Annotated in this window: 13 protein-coding genes; 9 read left to right on the top strand and 4 right to left on the bottom strand. The window is 72.2% G+C overall.

Annotated features, from left to right (window positions below):
* The first annotated feature begins 31 nt into the window (after positions 1-31).
* The 4 genes from WME83_RS11150 to rpiA are packed head-to-tail and all read left to right on the top strand — an operon-like array spanning position 32 to position 2,418.
* On the top strand, positions 32-610 hold the full coding sequence (locus WME83_RS11150; RefSeq protein WP_437319253.1) for a DUF3501 family protein: 579 nt from the start codon (positions 32-34) through the stop codon (positions 608-610).
* A gap of 5 nt (positions 611-615) precedes the next feature.
* Positions 616-1,059: an acyl-CoA thioesterase gene (locus WME83_RS11155; protein ID WP_437319254.1), complete on the top strand. Its 444-nt coding sequence runs from the start codon at positions 616-618 to the stop codon at positions 1,057-1,059.
* Positions 1,056-1,712, top strand: a complete 657-nt coding sequence (locus WME83_RS11160; protein ID WP_437319255.1) for a phospholipase D family protein — start codon at positions 1,056-1,058, stop codon at positions 1,710-1,712. Before WME83_RS11155 ends, WME83_RS11160 begins: the two co-directional genes overlap by 4 nt.
* 7 nt (positions 1,713-1,719) lie before the next feature.
* Positions 1,720-2,418, top strand: a complete 699-nt coding sequence (rpiA, locus tag WME83_RS11165; protein ID WP_437319256.1) for a ribose-5-phosphate isomerase RpiA — start codon at positions 1,720-1,722, stop codon at positions 2,416-2,418.
* A gap of 200 nt (positions 2,419-2,618) precedes the next feature.
* Here the strand turns inward: rpiA and argH are convergent, their stop codons facing one another.
* Positions 2,619-3,911, bottom strand: a complete 1,293-nt coding sequence (gene argH / locus WME83_RS11170) for an argininosuccinate lyase (protein WP_437319257.1) — start codon at positions 3,909-3,911, stop codon at positions 2,619-2,621.
* Positions 3,912-4,877, bottom strand: a complete 966-nt coding sequence (locus WME83_RS11175) for a hypothetical protein (protein WP_437319258.1) — start codon at positions 4,875-4,877, stop codon at positions 3,912-3,914.
* Positions 4,878-5,049: 172 nt separating this feature from the next.
* Here WME83_RS11175 and fni point away from each other — a divergent pair, with 172 nt between their 5' ends.
* The 3 genes from fni to WME83_RS11190 all read left to right on the top strand — a co-directional run bounded on the left by fni (position 5,050) and on the right by WME83_RS11190 (position 7,575).
* Positions 5,050-6,129 (top strand): type 2 isopentenyl-diphosphate Delta-isomerase, encoded by a 1,080-nt coding sequence (gene fni / locus WME83_RS11180; protein ID WP_437319259.1) that lies wholly within the window; start codon positions 5,050-5,052, stop codon positions 6,127-6,129.
* A gap of 220 nt (positions 6,130-6,349) precedes the next feature.
* Positions 6,350-7,195, top strand: a complete 846-nt coding sequence (locus tag WME83_RS11185; protein WP_436604990.1) for a GAF domain-containing protein — start codon at positions 6,350-6,352, stop codon at positions 7,193-7,195.
* Between the two features lie 2 nt (positions 7,196-7,197).
* On the top strand, positions 7,198-7,575 hold the full coding sequence (locus tag WME83_RS11190; protein WP_012234398.1) for a response regulator: 378 nt from the start codon (positions 7,198-7,200) through the stop codon (positions 7,573-7,575).
* Positions 7,576-7,718: 143 nt separating this feature from the next.
* On the opposite strand, the gene WME83_RS11195 is transcribed toward WME83_RS11190, so the two are convergent.
* Both WME83_RS11195 and WME83_RS11200 read right to left on the bottom strand, forming a co-directional pair.
* On the bottom strand, positions 7,719-8,651 hold the full coding sequence (locus tag WME83_RS11195) for a diguanylate cyclase (protein WP_437319260.1): 933 nt from the start codon (positions 8,649-8,651) through the stop codon (positions 7,719-7,721).
* Positions 8,652-8,852: 201 nt separating this feature from the next.
* Entirely contained in the window at positions 8,853-9,581 is a 729-nt protein-coding gene (locus WME83_RS11200) for a metallophosphoesterase family protein (protein ID WP_437319261.1), read from the bottom strand.
* 125 nt (positions 9,582-9,706) lie between these two features.
* On the opposite strand from WME83_RS11200, the gene glnE reads away from it, so the two are divergent.
* Complete coding sequence (gene glnE / locus WME83_RS11205) at positions 9,707-12,889, top strand: bifunctional [glutamate--ammonia ligase]-adenylyl-L-tyrosine phosphorylase/[glutamate--ammonia-ligase] adenylyltransferase (protein ID WP_437319262.1); 3,183 nt, start codon at positions 9,707-9,709, stop codon at positions 12,887-12,889.
* Positions 12,890-12,945: 56 nt separating this feature from the next.
* Positions 12,946-13,488, top strand: coding sequence for a hypothetical protein (locus tag WME83_RS11210; RefSeq protein WP_437319263.1), 543 nt, complete (start codon positions 12,946-12,948; stop codon positions 13,486-13,488).
* Positions 13,489-13,552: the final 64 nt, after the last annotated feature.

Below are 13,552 nucleotides of genomic sequence, written 5' to 3' on the forward strand. Positions count from 1 at the left end.
CGTAAGCGAGACGTCGAAGAGAGGAGCCGTCATGCGTCCCATCGATCGCAACGAGGTGCTCGGGATCGGCGAATACGAGGCGATCCGGGAGCGATTCCGCAACCGCATCATCGAGGAGAAGCGGCCCCGCCGCGTGCGGATCGGAGACCACCTGACCGCAGTGTTCGAGAACCGCGACTCGGTGCTGTTCCAGATCCAGGAGATGCTCCGCACCGAGCGCATCACGAGCGAGAGCGGCATCCTCCACGAGATCGAGACGTACAACGATCTCATCCCGGCGGAGGGGCAGCTCAGCCTGACGCTCTTCGTCGAGATCCCCGACCGGGCGCTGCGCGACCAGATGCTCGTCGATCTGGTCGGGCTCGAGGACACCGTGTCGCTCGACATCGACGGCGTCGCCGCCAAGGCGCGGGGCAAGCGCGACGCGGCGGTCCTGGAGGACCGCACGACGGCGGTGCACTACCTCAAGGTGGATCTCCCGCCCGAGGCGCAGGCCGCGATCAAGGCCAAGAAGGCGGCCGCCTCGCTCGTGGTCGCGCACCCGCGGTACTCGGTGAAGGCGCCGCTCGGGAGGGCGACCCTGGAGAAGCTCGCCGAGGACCTCTCCTAGCCGCGATGGTCTCCCTCGATCGCCCGATCAAGTTCGAGGACGTCGACGCCGCGAGCATCGTCTTCTTCGCGCGCTTCCTCAACTACGCGCACGAGGCGATGGAGCGGTTCTTCGCGCCGCTCGAGGGAGGCTACGCCCGGCTCATCCTCGAGCGGCGGATCGGGCTGCCGGCGGTGCGGGTCGAGGCCGACTACGCGGCGCCGGCGCGCTACGGCGAGACGCTCCGGATCGAGACGTCGGTCGTCCACCTCGGGAGGCGGAGCGCCACGTTCCGGTACCGCATGGTCCGCGCTCACGACGGCGTGCAGTCGGCCGAGCTCCGGCACACGGTGGTGACCACCGATCTCGTGCAGCTGGTCTCGGTCCCGATGCCGGACGACGTCCGGGCCCTGCTCAGCGCCCACCTCGAGATCGAGCAGGCGCCTGCCGGCGCCGGTCAACGGGCGTGAGCCCTCGGCCGGCGCGCCCGCGCGCGCGGGCGCGCAACGCGGAGGCGACGCCGCGGACCCAGCTCAAGCGGCGGGTCGAGCTGACGCTCCTCCGCGACAGGGCCCACTACGACGCGCTCGTGATGGGCGCGGTCGCGAACGCGCGCGTCTCGGTGTGGATCGCGACGGCCAACGTGAAGGAGCTGCGCGTCGAGGCGCCCATCGGATCGAGGGCGCGGGCGCGCGGCCGGTACATGTCGTTCCTCGACCTGCTCGACGCGCTCGCCGCCCGCGGGGTCGAGCTGCGCCTGCTACACGCCGGCGTCCCGTCGCGCGCCTTCCGCGCCGAGCTCCGCCGCCGGCCCCGGCCGCCGATCGAGATGCGGCGCTGCCCGCGGGTCCACCTGAAGATGATCGCCGTCGACGGAGCGCTCCTGTACCTCGGCTCCGCGAACCTCACCGGCGCCGGGCTCGGGGCGAAGGGCGAGGGGCGGCGGAACTTCGAGGCGGGCGTGCTCACGGACGACGACCTCCTGCTCGACGAGATGCAGGCGACGTTCGAGGCCATCTGGACGGGCGCCGAGTGCAAGGGCTGCCGGCTCCGGCCGCTTTGCCCCGCGCCGCTCGATGAGCTCGAAAAATCCCGTTGCGCTGGCGGCCGCGATGACCGATGAGCAGCGCATGAACATCGCGGCGCTGGACCCTGCCGATCTGGATCGTGTCGCTGTCGCTGCGCTCGCGCGCATCGACAGCGGGATGTTGCTCGGGCTCGGCTCCGGGCGCACGGCCGAGGCGTTCATCCGGCGCCTCGGGGAGCGCGTCCGCGGCGGCCTCCAGATCCAGGGCGTCGCCACGTCGGAGCGCTCGGCGGCGCTCGCCCGCCGCGAGAACATCCCGATCTTGCCGTTCGAGGAGGTCGAGCGCCTCGACGTCGCCGTCGACGGCGCCGACGAGGTGGCGCCCGATCTCGGCCTCATCAAGGGCCTCGGCGGCGCGCTCCTCCGCGAGCGCGTGGTGGCCTACGAGGCCGCGCAGTTCATCATCCTCGTCACCCCCGAGAAGCTCGTCGAGAAGCTCGGCTCACGCGTCCCCGTCCCGATCGAGGTGGTGCCCTTCGCGAGCGCGTCCGCCGCGCGGCACCTGGCGGCGCTCGGGGGCAAACCGGCGATCCGCAAGAACGCGGACGGGTATCCCTACCAGACCGACAACCACAACTGGATCCTCGACACGGCGTTCGGCCCGATCGACGCCCCGGCGGCGCTCGACGCGCGCATCCGCAAGATCCCCGGGGTCATGGACACGGGCCTGTTCCTCGACATGGCGACGCTCGTGCTGGTGGCCGAGACGGGCGCGGTCCGCGAGCTCCGCCGGCAGCGCTAGCTCGTCGGCAGCGCCGGCCAGCCCTGCAACGTCTCCCGCGCACCGCGGGCGCGGGCTCGTGATGGACGCGGCGCTAGAACACCGATCACGCTGATCCAGCGAAAGATCAACCGGCAAGACGCCAAGAAAGGATTCTCTTCTTGGCGTCTTGCCGGTTCGAAATTCTGCGCTTTTCAGGCAGATTCAACCCGTTTGTCGCTCTAGCGCGCGTTCCGTTCCAGCCTGCGGGCCAGGTCGTCGAGCGCGAGGTTGCCCGGGGCGCCTAGGGACACACGCGCGCGGAGGCTCGCCGCCGCGTCGCCGGCGGGGAGCGCCGCGATCTCGGCCGCGACCTTCCGGTAGGCCTCGCGGAACGGGACGCCCTGCACGGCGAGCTCGACGGCGCGATCGGTCGCGAAGCACTCGGGCGTGATCGCCCGGGCCATGCGCTCGCGATCGAAGGCGAGCCCCTCGACGAGCCGCGGCAAGAGGCGCGAGGTCGCGAGCGCCTCGTCGAGGCCGCGCATCGTCGGGCCCTTCGTGAGCTGCAGATCGCGGTGGTAGCCGGACGGGAGCGCCACGAGCGACTGCACCTCGGCGAGCGCCCCCTGCACGACCGAGCACGCCGCGCGCATGAGCTCGACCACGTCGGGGTTGCGCTTCTGCGGCATGATCGACGAGCCGGTGGTGAACGCCTCCGGGAGCCGGATGAACGCGAGCTCGCTCATCGCGAACAGGCTGAGATCCCACGCCAGCCGGCGGCTCACGGCGACGACCTGCCACGCGGCCGCGAGGATCTGCGCCTCGATGATGCCGCGCGACGTCTGGGAGGCCAGCGGGTTCAGGGCCACGCCGGCGAACCCGAGCTCGCGCGCGACGCCGACGCGATCGAGCGGCAGGTTCACGCCGAAGCCGGCGGCGCCGCCGAGCGGGCACCGGTCGACGAGCGCCCGCGTCGCGCGGAGGACGTCGACCGCGTCGGCGAGCCCCTCGACGAACGAGGCGGCCCAGTAGCCGACGGACGACGGCACCGCCCGCTGCAGGTGCGTGTATCCGGGCATCGGCGTGTCCGCCTCGCGCCGGGCGAGATCGAGCAGCGCGCGGGCGCCGGCCGTCGCGTGCTCGGCGAGCTCGTCCAGGGCGTCGCGCTCGTAGAGGCGCATCGCGACGAGCACCTGGTCGTTGCGGCTCCGGCCGGTGTGCACCTTCTTGCCCGCGTCGCCGATGCGGGCCACCAGCGCCGCCTCGATCGCGCTGTGGCCGTCCTCGTCGTCCTCGGTGAGCCGCAGCTCGCCGGCCTCGTTCTGCGCCGTCAGCACCTCGAGCTCGCGGACGAGCGCGTCGCGCTCCGTCTCGGTGAGCACGCCGATCCGCGCGAGCCCGCGGACGTGCGCGATCGTGGCCCGCAGGTCGTAGGCGAGCAGGCGCTGATCGAGCTGCCAGTCGTCGCGCGAGGTGTACCGCAGCATTTGGGCGTCGGTCGCGCCCCCTTTGTCCCAGAGTCGTACGCTCATTCAGCTCCCTAGGCTCTCGTCCACGAGAGCACGGATCTCCGCAAGCTTCTTCGCCTTGCCCTCATCCAACGATCGCGGCCTCGCCGCGCCGGCGGCGGGCGCGAGCTCTCGCTCGAGCTCGCGCAGATCGTCCTCCGCCGTCCGTGCCGGCCGGCGCTTGCCGAGGCCGAGCGCGCGGGCCAGCCAGCTCCTCGACTCGCCGATCGCGTAGTCGTCCGCGGCGATCCGGTCCGGGGCGGCGCGCAGCATGCGGACGAGCGCGATGTTGGAGCTCGCCCAGACCGCCGACTCGTCGAAGTGGGCGCGCGGCGTCACGTCGAGGTGCCGCGCGGCGGCCCGGTCGGGCACCTCGTGCAGCCGGCAGTAGACGGCGAGCGCGAGCGCGAGCTCGTCGACCGGCATCTTCGTCGCCGAGTGCACCTGCACGCCGCCGCAGCCCTTCGCGTACAGGTACGAGCCGTTCGTCACGAGGACGCCGAAGCCGAGCAGCACGGCGGCGAGATCCACGGCAGGATCGCGGTCCGGCGGCACGAGCGCCTCGAAGGCGCCGGCCTCGCTCAGGAACATGAACGACACGGCGCGCACGAACGCCGTGGTGAGCACCGTCGGGTTGCGGAGCTCGCCCGCGGAGAGGGCGACCCGGTAGCCGCCGTCGTCGCGCCGGGCGACCCGCTCGAGCTTCGTGTCGAGCGCCATCCCGCCGCACGCGCCGCTCGAGCAGCTCACGGTGCTCGCCTGCCCCTCCGGCGTGACCACCGCCAGATCCACCGGCAGATCCTGGAGCCCCGCGTGCTCTTGCACCCGCAGCATCAGGGCGGCCACCGTCTTCGGCGAGCCGTCGTAGGGGTCGGGGAAGAACTCGGCCGTCGGCTGCACCAGCCCGCGCACCGGCTCAGCGCCGTGCTGGAGGAGCGTGGAGGATGTGCGAAGGATCCAGCGGATTTGCGATTCGTCCGGGAGGTCCATACGGCTACTTTATGCCACGGCCGGGCGCCGGTCGCGCGGTCGCTGCAAGAGGGCGGGGGCCGGCGGCCGCAATCTGCGCCGGTGCGAAGCTCCAGACGCGATTTTTGTCGATTTTTTGTCCATGCCACTTCCTTTTCGACGGCGGTCAGCGACCGCGTAAAGTTGTGCTCCCATGACGGAAGAGGCGAAGGACATCTCCGAGAGGAAAGCGGATCACATCGAGCTCTGCGCGACGGGGGATGTCGGGTTTCGAGCCAAGACCACGCTCCTGGAGCAGGTCGAGCTGATCCACGACGCGCTGCCAGAGCTCTCCCTCGACGCGATCGACACCTCGGTGCTGCTGCTCGGCAAGCGGCTCCGCGCGCCGCTCCTCATCGCGGCCATGACCGGCGGGACCGAGCGCGCGCAGGCGATCAACCGGGAGCTGTCGCAGATCGCCGAGGAGCGCGGGTACGGCTTCGGCCTCGGGAGCCAGCGGGCGATGCTCAACGGCGACGCCTCCGCCTCGTACGAGGTCCGCGAGCGCGCCCCGACGACCCTCGTCCTCGGGAACATCGGCGCCGTGCAGGCGCGGTCGCTGTCGACCGAGGCGGTCGCCGAGCTCGTGGCGCAGGTCGGCGCCGACGCGCTCTGCATCCACATGAACCCCGCGATGGAGCTGGTCCAGCCGGGCGGCGATCGCGATTTCGCCGGCGCGCTGGACGCGATGAGCCGGCTGGCGAACGGCCTCAGCGTGCCGGTCGTCGCGAAGGAGACCGGCTGCGGGATCGGCCCGGGGACCGCCTACCGCCTGATCCGGGCCGGCGTCCGGAACATCGACGTCTCCGGCGCCGGGGGCACGTCGTGGGTCGCGGTCGAGACGGAGCGCGCCAGCGGCGCGGCCCGCTCCCTCGGGGAGGCCCTGCGCGAGTGGGGCGTCCCGACGGCCGCCTCGGTGCTCATCGCCCGCACCATCCGTCCCCGCTTCAAGACCGTCATCGCGACCGGGGGCATCACCAGCGGCCTTGACATCGCGCGGGCGCTCGCGCTCGGCGCGCATGCGGCTGGGATCGCGCGCCCGGTGCTCCAGGCCTTCGTCTCGGGGGGACGGGAGGCCGCGCTGCGGTACCTGGAGAACATCGAGGCGGAGCTCCGGGCGGTCATGCTGCTCGTCGGGGCGCGCGACATCGCGTCGCTCCGGAAGACGCCTGTGCTGCTCGGCCGGGAGCTGCGCCAGTGGACCAAGTTGCTGAAGCAGATGGAGAAGGCGTAGTCGTGGAGGCGGGGGTGGGCGGGCCGGGCGGGCGGGGGTCCGGTCTCCGAGGTAGGGCGAGCGCGCCCGAGCCGACGTCATCGATGGCGGCCGCAGCGGCCGCCCCTTGGGGGGCGAGGGCGGGGGTGGGTCCGGGCGTCGCCGGCGGCCCGCGCTCGACGCTTCCGTCCGGTCAGCCCCGCATGATACGGTCCGAAGCTCTGGAGAACCCCGGGATAAAATGACGGAGAAAAAAGGGCGTCCGAGCGATCGTCCCCCCGAGGACCTGAAGAAGGAGCGTGATGCCTTCATTCAGCAGTTCTTCCGCAAGGGGGCGCAGCTGACCGAGGAGCTCCTCCGCGAGAACGAGCGCCTTCGTGACAAGATCACCGAGCTCGAGTCGGAGAACGGCAAGCTGCGCGCGCACCTCGCGAGCGACTCGGCCATCCGCGACCTGCTCCGCAAGATCGAGGAGCTCGAGCAGGAGAAGCGCGATCTCGTGACGCAGTCGGTGCGGATGGTGGCGGCGTCAGACCGCTTCAACAGCCGCTACTCGGAGGCGGAGGGCGAGCTCGCGAACCTGGCGAACCTGTACGTCGCGCTCTCGCAGCTGCACGCGGCGCGCAACGTGCGCCACGTCCTCCGCAACCTGAAGGAGCTCCTGGCGCAGTTCCTCGGGGCGGGCGCCTTCTCCGTGTACCTGGCGTCTCCCGATGGTAAGGAGCTCGTCTCGATCGCGAGCGAAGGCGTCGCCGTCGAGGAGATCGCGCGCATGCCGGTGACCGAAGGCGTCGTCGGCCAGGCATTCTCGAAGGGGGAAATCTTCTTCGACGAGACCAAGGACGTCTCCAAGGGGAGCATCGAGGATCCGGCGGCAGTGATCCCGCTCGACTTCAACGGGCGCACCGTGGGTGTCATCGCGATCTTCAGCACGCTCCCGCAAAAGACGGAGTTCGTGAACGTGGACACCGAGCTCTTCAAGCTCCTCGGGGCCCAGGCCGCCCCCGCCCTCATCAACGCGCGGCTCTTCACCGACGCCGGCCGGAAGGTGCCCGGCGTCCAGGCATTCCTGGACCTGGAGGACTGATCATGGCCGAGTACTCGTGTCTGATCGTTGAAGACTCGCCCATGATGCGGCAGCTCTTGGTCTTCGCGCTTGCGCGCGTGAAGAACCTCCGCGTCACCGAGGCGGATGATGGCGTCGACGGTCTCCGCAAGCTCGCCTCGACCAAGTACGACGTGATCATCACCGACATCAACATGCCCATCATGGACGGGCTCAAGCTCGTGAAGCGGGTGCGCACCGATCCGGTCCACAAGGACACCCCGATCATCATCATCACCACCGAGGGGTCTCAGGAGGATCGCCAGCGCGCGCTGCAGCTCGGCGCGAACGCGTACATCACGAAGCCGATCCAGGCGCCGCAGGTCATCGCCAAGGTCAAGGAGCTCCTCAAGATCGACTGAGGCGCGTGGCGACGCCGCGCGCCGGTGCCGCGGCGCGTGCTCGCGGCCGCGCGGAGGCGCGGCCGTCGCGGCGTTCGCGCGTGGCCGCCGCGGCGCGCGCTCGCGGCCGCGCCGGCTGACCTGCTGCGCGCCCCTCGCCGGGCCTACGGCTTCGGGCCGAACTTCAGGAGCACGCGGTTGCGGCCGGTCCGCTTCGCCTCGTAGAGCGCCTCGTCGGCCGCCGCGATGAGCTGGAGCCCGCTCTGCACCGGGACGACCGGGTGCGCCGCCACGCCGACGCTGATCGTCGTCGGCACGCGGACGCCCTCGTGCTCGAAGACCGACCCCTCGATGAGCAGGCGCAGCCGCTCGCCGAGGATGCCCGCGTTCTCGAGCGCCACCCCGCGGCACAGGATGCCGAACTCCTCGCCGCCGTAGCGCGCGAACACGTCCTCGGTCCGCACCGTGTTGCTCGCGATCTTGGCGATCCGCGCAAGGACGTAGTCGCCGGCGAGGTGCCCGAACGTGTCGTTGATCCTCTTGAAGTGATCGACGTCGAACATGAGCAGCGACAGGTGCGCGCTGTGCCGCCGGGCATACGAGACCTCGGTCTCGAGCCGATCCAGAAAGTACTTCTTGTTGAACGCCTTCGTGAGCGCGTCGCGCAGCGCGGCGTCGTACATCTGCTGCTGAAACGACTCGTCCAGGTGGTCGTGGTAGGTGAACTTGAGGATCGTCGTCGAGCCCAGGCGGATCTTGTCGCCGTCATGCAGGGCGACGCGCGTCACCTGCTCGCCGTTCACCAGCGTCCCGTTCGAGCTGTTGAGATCCTCGATCAGCACCTGGCTGTCCATCTGGAGCAGGCGGGCGTGGCGCCGCGAGATGCCGTCGTCGTTCAGCCGGATCGTCGCCCCGGAGGCCCTGCCGATCACGATCTCGGCGCCCTCGACCCGGTACATCTCGCCGACGTTCGAGCCGGCGAGCACGATGAGGTAGGCGCGATCCTTCGGCGAGCGCGCCGGGAGCTCCTTCTGGAGTTCCCCAACGTTGGCCACCCGCGTGGCCTCGAAATCATCGTCGGGGGAGTAGCTGCCCATGCTCCCCGAGGATGATCCTAAATCCTTGATATAGGTTCAAGCGGGAGGGCATGGCGCGCGCGTTGTTCCTCTCCTTGTTCCTCGCCTGGTACGATGCGTGACGAGCGCCGCGCGCAGCTCCGCGCGTGCCTTGCGCGGTGCCGCGCGGCTTCGGGGCGCTCCCCGTCGCGGCGCGCCCGTCGCTCCTGCGCTCCGGCGCGCTCAGGCCGCCCTACCGAGCGGCACCACGAGCTGCTCGACCCAGAGCTCGCCCGCCCGGAGCTCGATGAACGTCGCGTCGGCGTGCCCTGCCCCGTAGGACACGGGCCCGCTGCGCACAAGCTCGCCGGCAGGGCGCCCACCGACGCGCACCCGGTCGACGTCGCCCCGCATCGAGCACGGCGCCTCTCCCACCGAGCCGACGTTGATGATGCGCACGCCCCCCACCATCCGGTCGAACGGGACGTGGGAGCCACCACAGATCACGACATCCGCCGGGTCGTCGCCGAGGAGCGAGAGCACCTCCTCGTCCGTCATGTCGTGCGAGATCGGCTCCATCGGATCCGCGGGTGAGCCGTGGACCAGGACGAGCTCGCCGCCGTCCTCGAGCGGCAGCCGGTACGTCGGGGCGAGGCGCGCCAGCCGGGCCAGGATCAGCTCGCCGAGCTCCGTGCGCGTCTGGGCCAGGCGATCGAGCCGCGCCCGCTCGTGCTCGCTCCGCGGCCTGACCTTCTCGATGTCCAACGTCGCCAGGGCGCGATCCGATACGCCCTGTACGCAAACCGCCTTGGCCTGCGTCAGCCGGCGCCACGTCTCGAGCGGCTTCGGGCCGGGAAAGCAGAGATCTCCGGCGACCAGGAGCTGGGTGTAGCCTCGGCGCTCGGCGGTGGCCAGGACCGCCGCGAGCGCGTCGGCGTGGCCGTGGATATCCGAAACGCAGAGCAATCGCACCCGGCGAGCATAGGATCGGAGGGCGACGTCGCCAAGGCGCGAGGTGAGGGCTCCGGGCGATAAACTGGCGGTCGGGCGCTGCGGAACCGGCGTTCGCGACGCCAGGGTCTTGCTAGCCTCCCGCCATGCAACAGGTCTCGAGGCTCCTGGAGATCGCGAACGCGATCGACGAGCAACGCGTGAAGGAACGCGCGGCGCGGCTGTCGCCCCGCCTGCCGCCGGGGACGATGGCCTTCGCCATCGCGGCGCTCCTCACGGCCGCCTACCCCGCGATCGGCGCGACCATCGAGGCAAATCCGGACATCGCGGAGCGGCTCGCGGCGGAGGGGCACCAGACGGCCCGCGATCGCGCCACGTACCTGTCGCGGATCCGCGGCCGCGTCGGCGACGTCTCCGACGCCGATCGCGTCCGGCGGGAGCTCCGGCGCGTGGCGCGCGAGGAGCGGATCCGCATCGCGCTGCGCGAGCTGCTCCCGCCGTCGGCGGGGGGCGCGGACATCGACGTCACGGCGCGCGAGCTCACCGCGCTCGCCGAGGCCACGATCGAGGTCGCCCTCGCCGAGGCGGTCTCGGCCGTGACCGCGCGGTTCGGCGAGCCGCGCACCGCGACCGGCGCGCGGTCGAAGTTCGTCGTCCTCGGCATGGGGAAGCTCGGCGGCGAGGAGCTCAACGCGGGCTCCGACGTGGACCTGATCTACCTCTACGACACCGACGAAGGGCAGGTGGGCCCCTCCGGCGACCGCGCCGTGTCGGTCACCCTGCACGACTTCTGGACCCGCGTCGCGCGCCGGCTCACGGCGACGCTCGAGGAGGTCACCGAGGACGGGTTCGTGTGGCGCGTGGATCTCCGGCTCCGCCCCGAGGGGCGGAGTGGCCCGCTCGTCAACTCGCTGGCCGCCGCCGAGCGCTACTACGAGTCGTTCGGCCGGCTCTGGGAGCGCGCCGCGCTGCTCCGCGCCCGCGAGATCGCCGGCGATCTCGACTTCGGCGCCGAGGCGCTCGGCGTGCTCGGCCCGTTCGTGTGGCGGCGCCAGGTCGATCCGCAGCTCGCCGTCGACATGATCGAGCTCGTCGAGCGCGCCCGCGCGGAGCTCTCGCACGACGCGTCGCGCGACCTGAAGCTCGGCCCCGGCGGGATCCGCGAGGCGGAGTTCTTCGTGCAAGCCCTGCAGCTCATCTGGGGAGGGCGCGAGCCGCGGGCGCGCGCGCAGGGCATGCTCGACGGCCTGCGGCGCCTGCGCGCGCTCGGGTACGTGACCGACCGGGAGGGGCGGGAGCTCGTCGAGGGGTACCTCGCGCTCCGGCGCGCGGAGCACGCCGTCCAGTCCGCGACCGGCGTGCAGACGCACCTGCTCCCCGACAGCGAGGCGGAGATGGAGCGCCTCGCCCGGACGCTGCGCTTCGAGGACGCCGCGGCGTTCCTCGCCGACACCGAGCAGCGCCGGAGCCGGATCAAGGCCCGGCTCCTGTCGCTCCTGCCGAAGGGGAGCACCCGGCCGTCGCGGTGGATCGAGGCGATGGCCGCCCTCGACCGCGGCGATCGCGACGCCTTCGCCGACGCGCTGGCGAAGCACGCCGTGCTCGTCCTCGGCGGCGCCGGGGGAGAGCCGGAGGCCGCCGAGCTCGCCGCGCCGGCCGCCGGCGCGCCCCCGGAGCCGGGCGCGAGCGCCTCGCTCACCGCGCGGTTCCGCGACGTCGCCGACGACCTGTTCGAGCTCTCGCGCCACCCCGACGGCCTGCTCGGCGCGCGCAGCCGCGAGGCGTCGTCGTCGCTCGCGGAGACGCTGCTCGCCGCGGTCGTCGACGCCGCCGACCCGGAGCAGGCCGCGCGCTTCCTCCGGCTGTGCTTCTCCCGCATCAGGCACTCCGCCGTCTACGCGCGCATGCTCGGCGACGATCCGCGCGCGCTCCGCAGGCTGGTCGAGGCGCTCGGGTCGAGCGCGTTCATCGGCGACGCGATGGTCAGGTACCCCGAGCTCGTCGACGTCGTGCTGTTCGCGCGCGGCGCGCCGAGCGCCGGCGTGATCAGGCACACCATCGAGGAGAGCCTCAGCGAGGCCGCGCCGGACGAAGATCCGGAGGAGGCGCTCATCGCCGCGCTCCGGCGCGCGAAGGCGCGCGTCACCATCGAGGTCGGCCTCGCCGATCTGAGCGGCGAGGTCGGCACGCGCGAGGCGACGCTCGCGCTCTCGGACCTGGCCGACGCGTCGCTCGAGGCCGCGACGCGCTTCGCGCTGGGGACGCCGCCCGGGGAGCCGGTGCGGGGGCTCGCCGTGATCGCGATGGGCAAGCTCGGCGGGCGCGAGATCGGCTACGGCTCGGATCTCGATGTCTTCTTCCTGTTCGATCCGACGTGCGCGCCGTCCGGCGATCAGGGGCCCGGCTCGGACCCTGGCACCTACTACGCGCGGCGCGCGCGGCAGATCATCCGGCTCATCTCGATGTCGCACGCGGCGGGCCCGGGTTACGAGCTCGACACGCGGCTGCGCCCGTCGGGCAGCCAGGGGCTGCTCGTCACGTCCCTCGACGCGTTCGCCCGCTACCACGGCATCCGCCGCGGGGGCGGGGCGGCCCAGGCGCCCGCGGAGCCGGAGTCGTCGCCCGGGGCGCGGCACATGCGCGCGGCGATCTGGGAGCGGCTCGCGCTGATCCGGGCGCGCGCGTCGGCCGGCGATCCGGAGCTCGGGGCGGAGGCGATCGCGATCGCGCACGAGGCCGCGTACCTCCAGGCGGACGACTTCGATCGGATGGCCGAGGAGATCCACCGGCTCCGGATGCGCATGGAGCGCGAGCTCTCGCACGAGCGCCGCGGCCGGCGCGACTTCAAGCTCGGGCGAGGCGGCCTCGCGGACATCGAGTTCGCGGTGCAGCTCCTGCAGATCCGCCACGGCGCCGATCCGCGCGTCCGGACCTCCGAGACGCTCGCGGCGATCGACGCGCTCGCCTCGGCCGGATACCTCTCGGCCGCGCACGCCGAGATCTTCCGGGACGGCCACGCGTTCCTGCGCAAGCTGGAGCAGCGGATCCGCATCGTGCACGCGGACGCCTCGCAGCTGCTCCAGGAGAACGCGCCCGGGGTCCCGCTCCTCGCGCGGCGCACGGGCATCCGGGGCCGCACCGGCGCCGAGGCCGCGAAGGAGCTGCTCGCGCGCTACGGCGCCATCACCGAGCGCGTCCGCCGCGCGTACGAGGCCATCGTCGCGCGGGGCGCGGCGGCGAGCGCGGCGAGCGGCGGCGAGGCGAGCCGCGGCGAGGCGAGCGGCGACGAGGCGAGCGGCGACGAGGCGAGCCGCGACGAGGCGCGCTGATGCGCTGACGGTTGCCGTTGACCCTCGACGGGCGCGGTGGAATGCCAGGCGACCCGATGAACACCCAGAGCGAGCAGAACGCAGCCGCGGCGGCCGGGCGCCGCCTCATCACCCAGGTGTCCTCCCTCGACAGCCTCATCGGCGCGCACCCCGACGCGCTCCGGCAGATCTACCGGGCGGGGAAGCCGGCGGATCCGGCGGAGCTCGGCGACGCGCCGCGAGGGCGCCTGCTCTCCCTGCAGCCGACCGCCGGGGTTCACCTGGCGGTGCGCCCGCTCATCAGGGCGCTCGCGGCGGACTGGATGCCCTGGAAAGGGAACGAGTTCGACCACGGGGGCAACTCCGGCACGAACCTGGTCCTCGGGAGCAAGGTGTGCCGCTTCAAGGCGCAGCTCGTGCCTTCGGAGCTCGATGGCGCGCCGACGCTCGCGCTGACCTACGGCGAGAAGGCGTTCGGCAATCCCTGGCCCGTGAGCGCGCTCAAGGACGAGCTGCGGACCCCGTCGCCCGGGCTCGCGCTCGGGCCGGTGCTGCTGAAGTGGCACGAGCGGTGGCACGTCGTGCTCTGGTTCGGGCTGACGCGGGTCGATCCGCAATAACCGGCGCTCCGATCTCGATTGGACCGAGACCGCCGCCCGCGCGCGGCCTCTGCGCGGCGGCGCC

The sequence above is a fragment of the Sorangium sp. So ce385 genome (genome assembly GCF_051474135.1).
GTDB lineage: Bacteria > Myxococcota_A > Polyangia > Polyangiales > Polyangiaceae > Sorangium > Sorangium cellulosum_D.

What these genes read in the sequence shown, in the direction of transcription:
- WME83_RS11175 (WP_437319258.1), bottom strand. Translation starts at nt 4,877, where the DNA reads ATGGACCTCCCGGACGAATCGCAAATCCGCTGGATCCTTCGCACATCC.
- WME83_RS11155 (WP_437319254.1), top strand. Translation starts at nt 616, where the DNA reads ATGGTCTCCCTCGATCGCCCGATCAAGTTCGAGGACGTCGACGCCGCG.
- WME83_RS11150 (WP_437319253.1), top strand. Translation starts at nt 32, where the DNA reads ATGCGTCCCATCGATCGCAACGAGGTGCTCGGGATCGGCGAATACGAG.
- glnE (WP_437319262.1), top strand. Translation starts at nt 9,707, where the DNA reads ATGCAACAGGTCTCGAGGCTCCTGGAGATCGCGAACGCGATCGACGAG.
- fni (WP_437319259.1), top strand. Translation starts at nt 5,050, where the DNA reads ATGACGGAAGAGGCGAAGGACATCTCCGAGAGGAAAGCGGATCACATC.
- argH (WP_437319257.1), bottom strand. Translation starts at nt 3,911, where the DNA reads ATGAGCGTACGACTCTGGGACAAAGGGGGCGCGACCGACGCCCAAATG.
- WME83_RS11210 (WP_437319263.1), top strand. Translation starts at nt 12,946, where the DNA reads ATGAACACCCAGAGCGAGCAGAACGCAGCCGCGGCGGCCGGGCGCCGC.
- WME83_RS11185 (WP_436604990.1), top strand. Translation starts at nt 6,350, where the DNA reads ATGACGGAGAAAAAAGGGCGTCCGAGCGATCGTCCCCCCGAGGACCTG.
- WME83_RS11195 (WP_437319260.1), bottom strand. Translation starts at nt 8,651, where the DNA reads ATGGGCAGCTACTCCCCCGACGATGATTTCGAGGCCACGCGGGTGGCC.
- rpiA (WP_437319256.1), top strand. Translation starts at nt 1,720, where the DNA reads ATGAACATCGCGGCGCTGGACCCTGCCGATCTGGATCGTGTCGCTGTC.
- WME83_RS11190 (WP_012234398.1), top strand. Translation starts at nt 7,198, where the DNA reads ATGGCCGAGTACTCGTGTCTGATCGTTGAAGACTCGCCCATGATGCGG.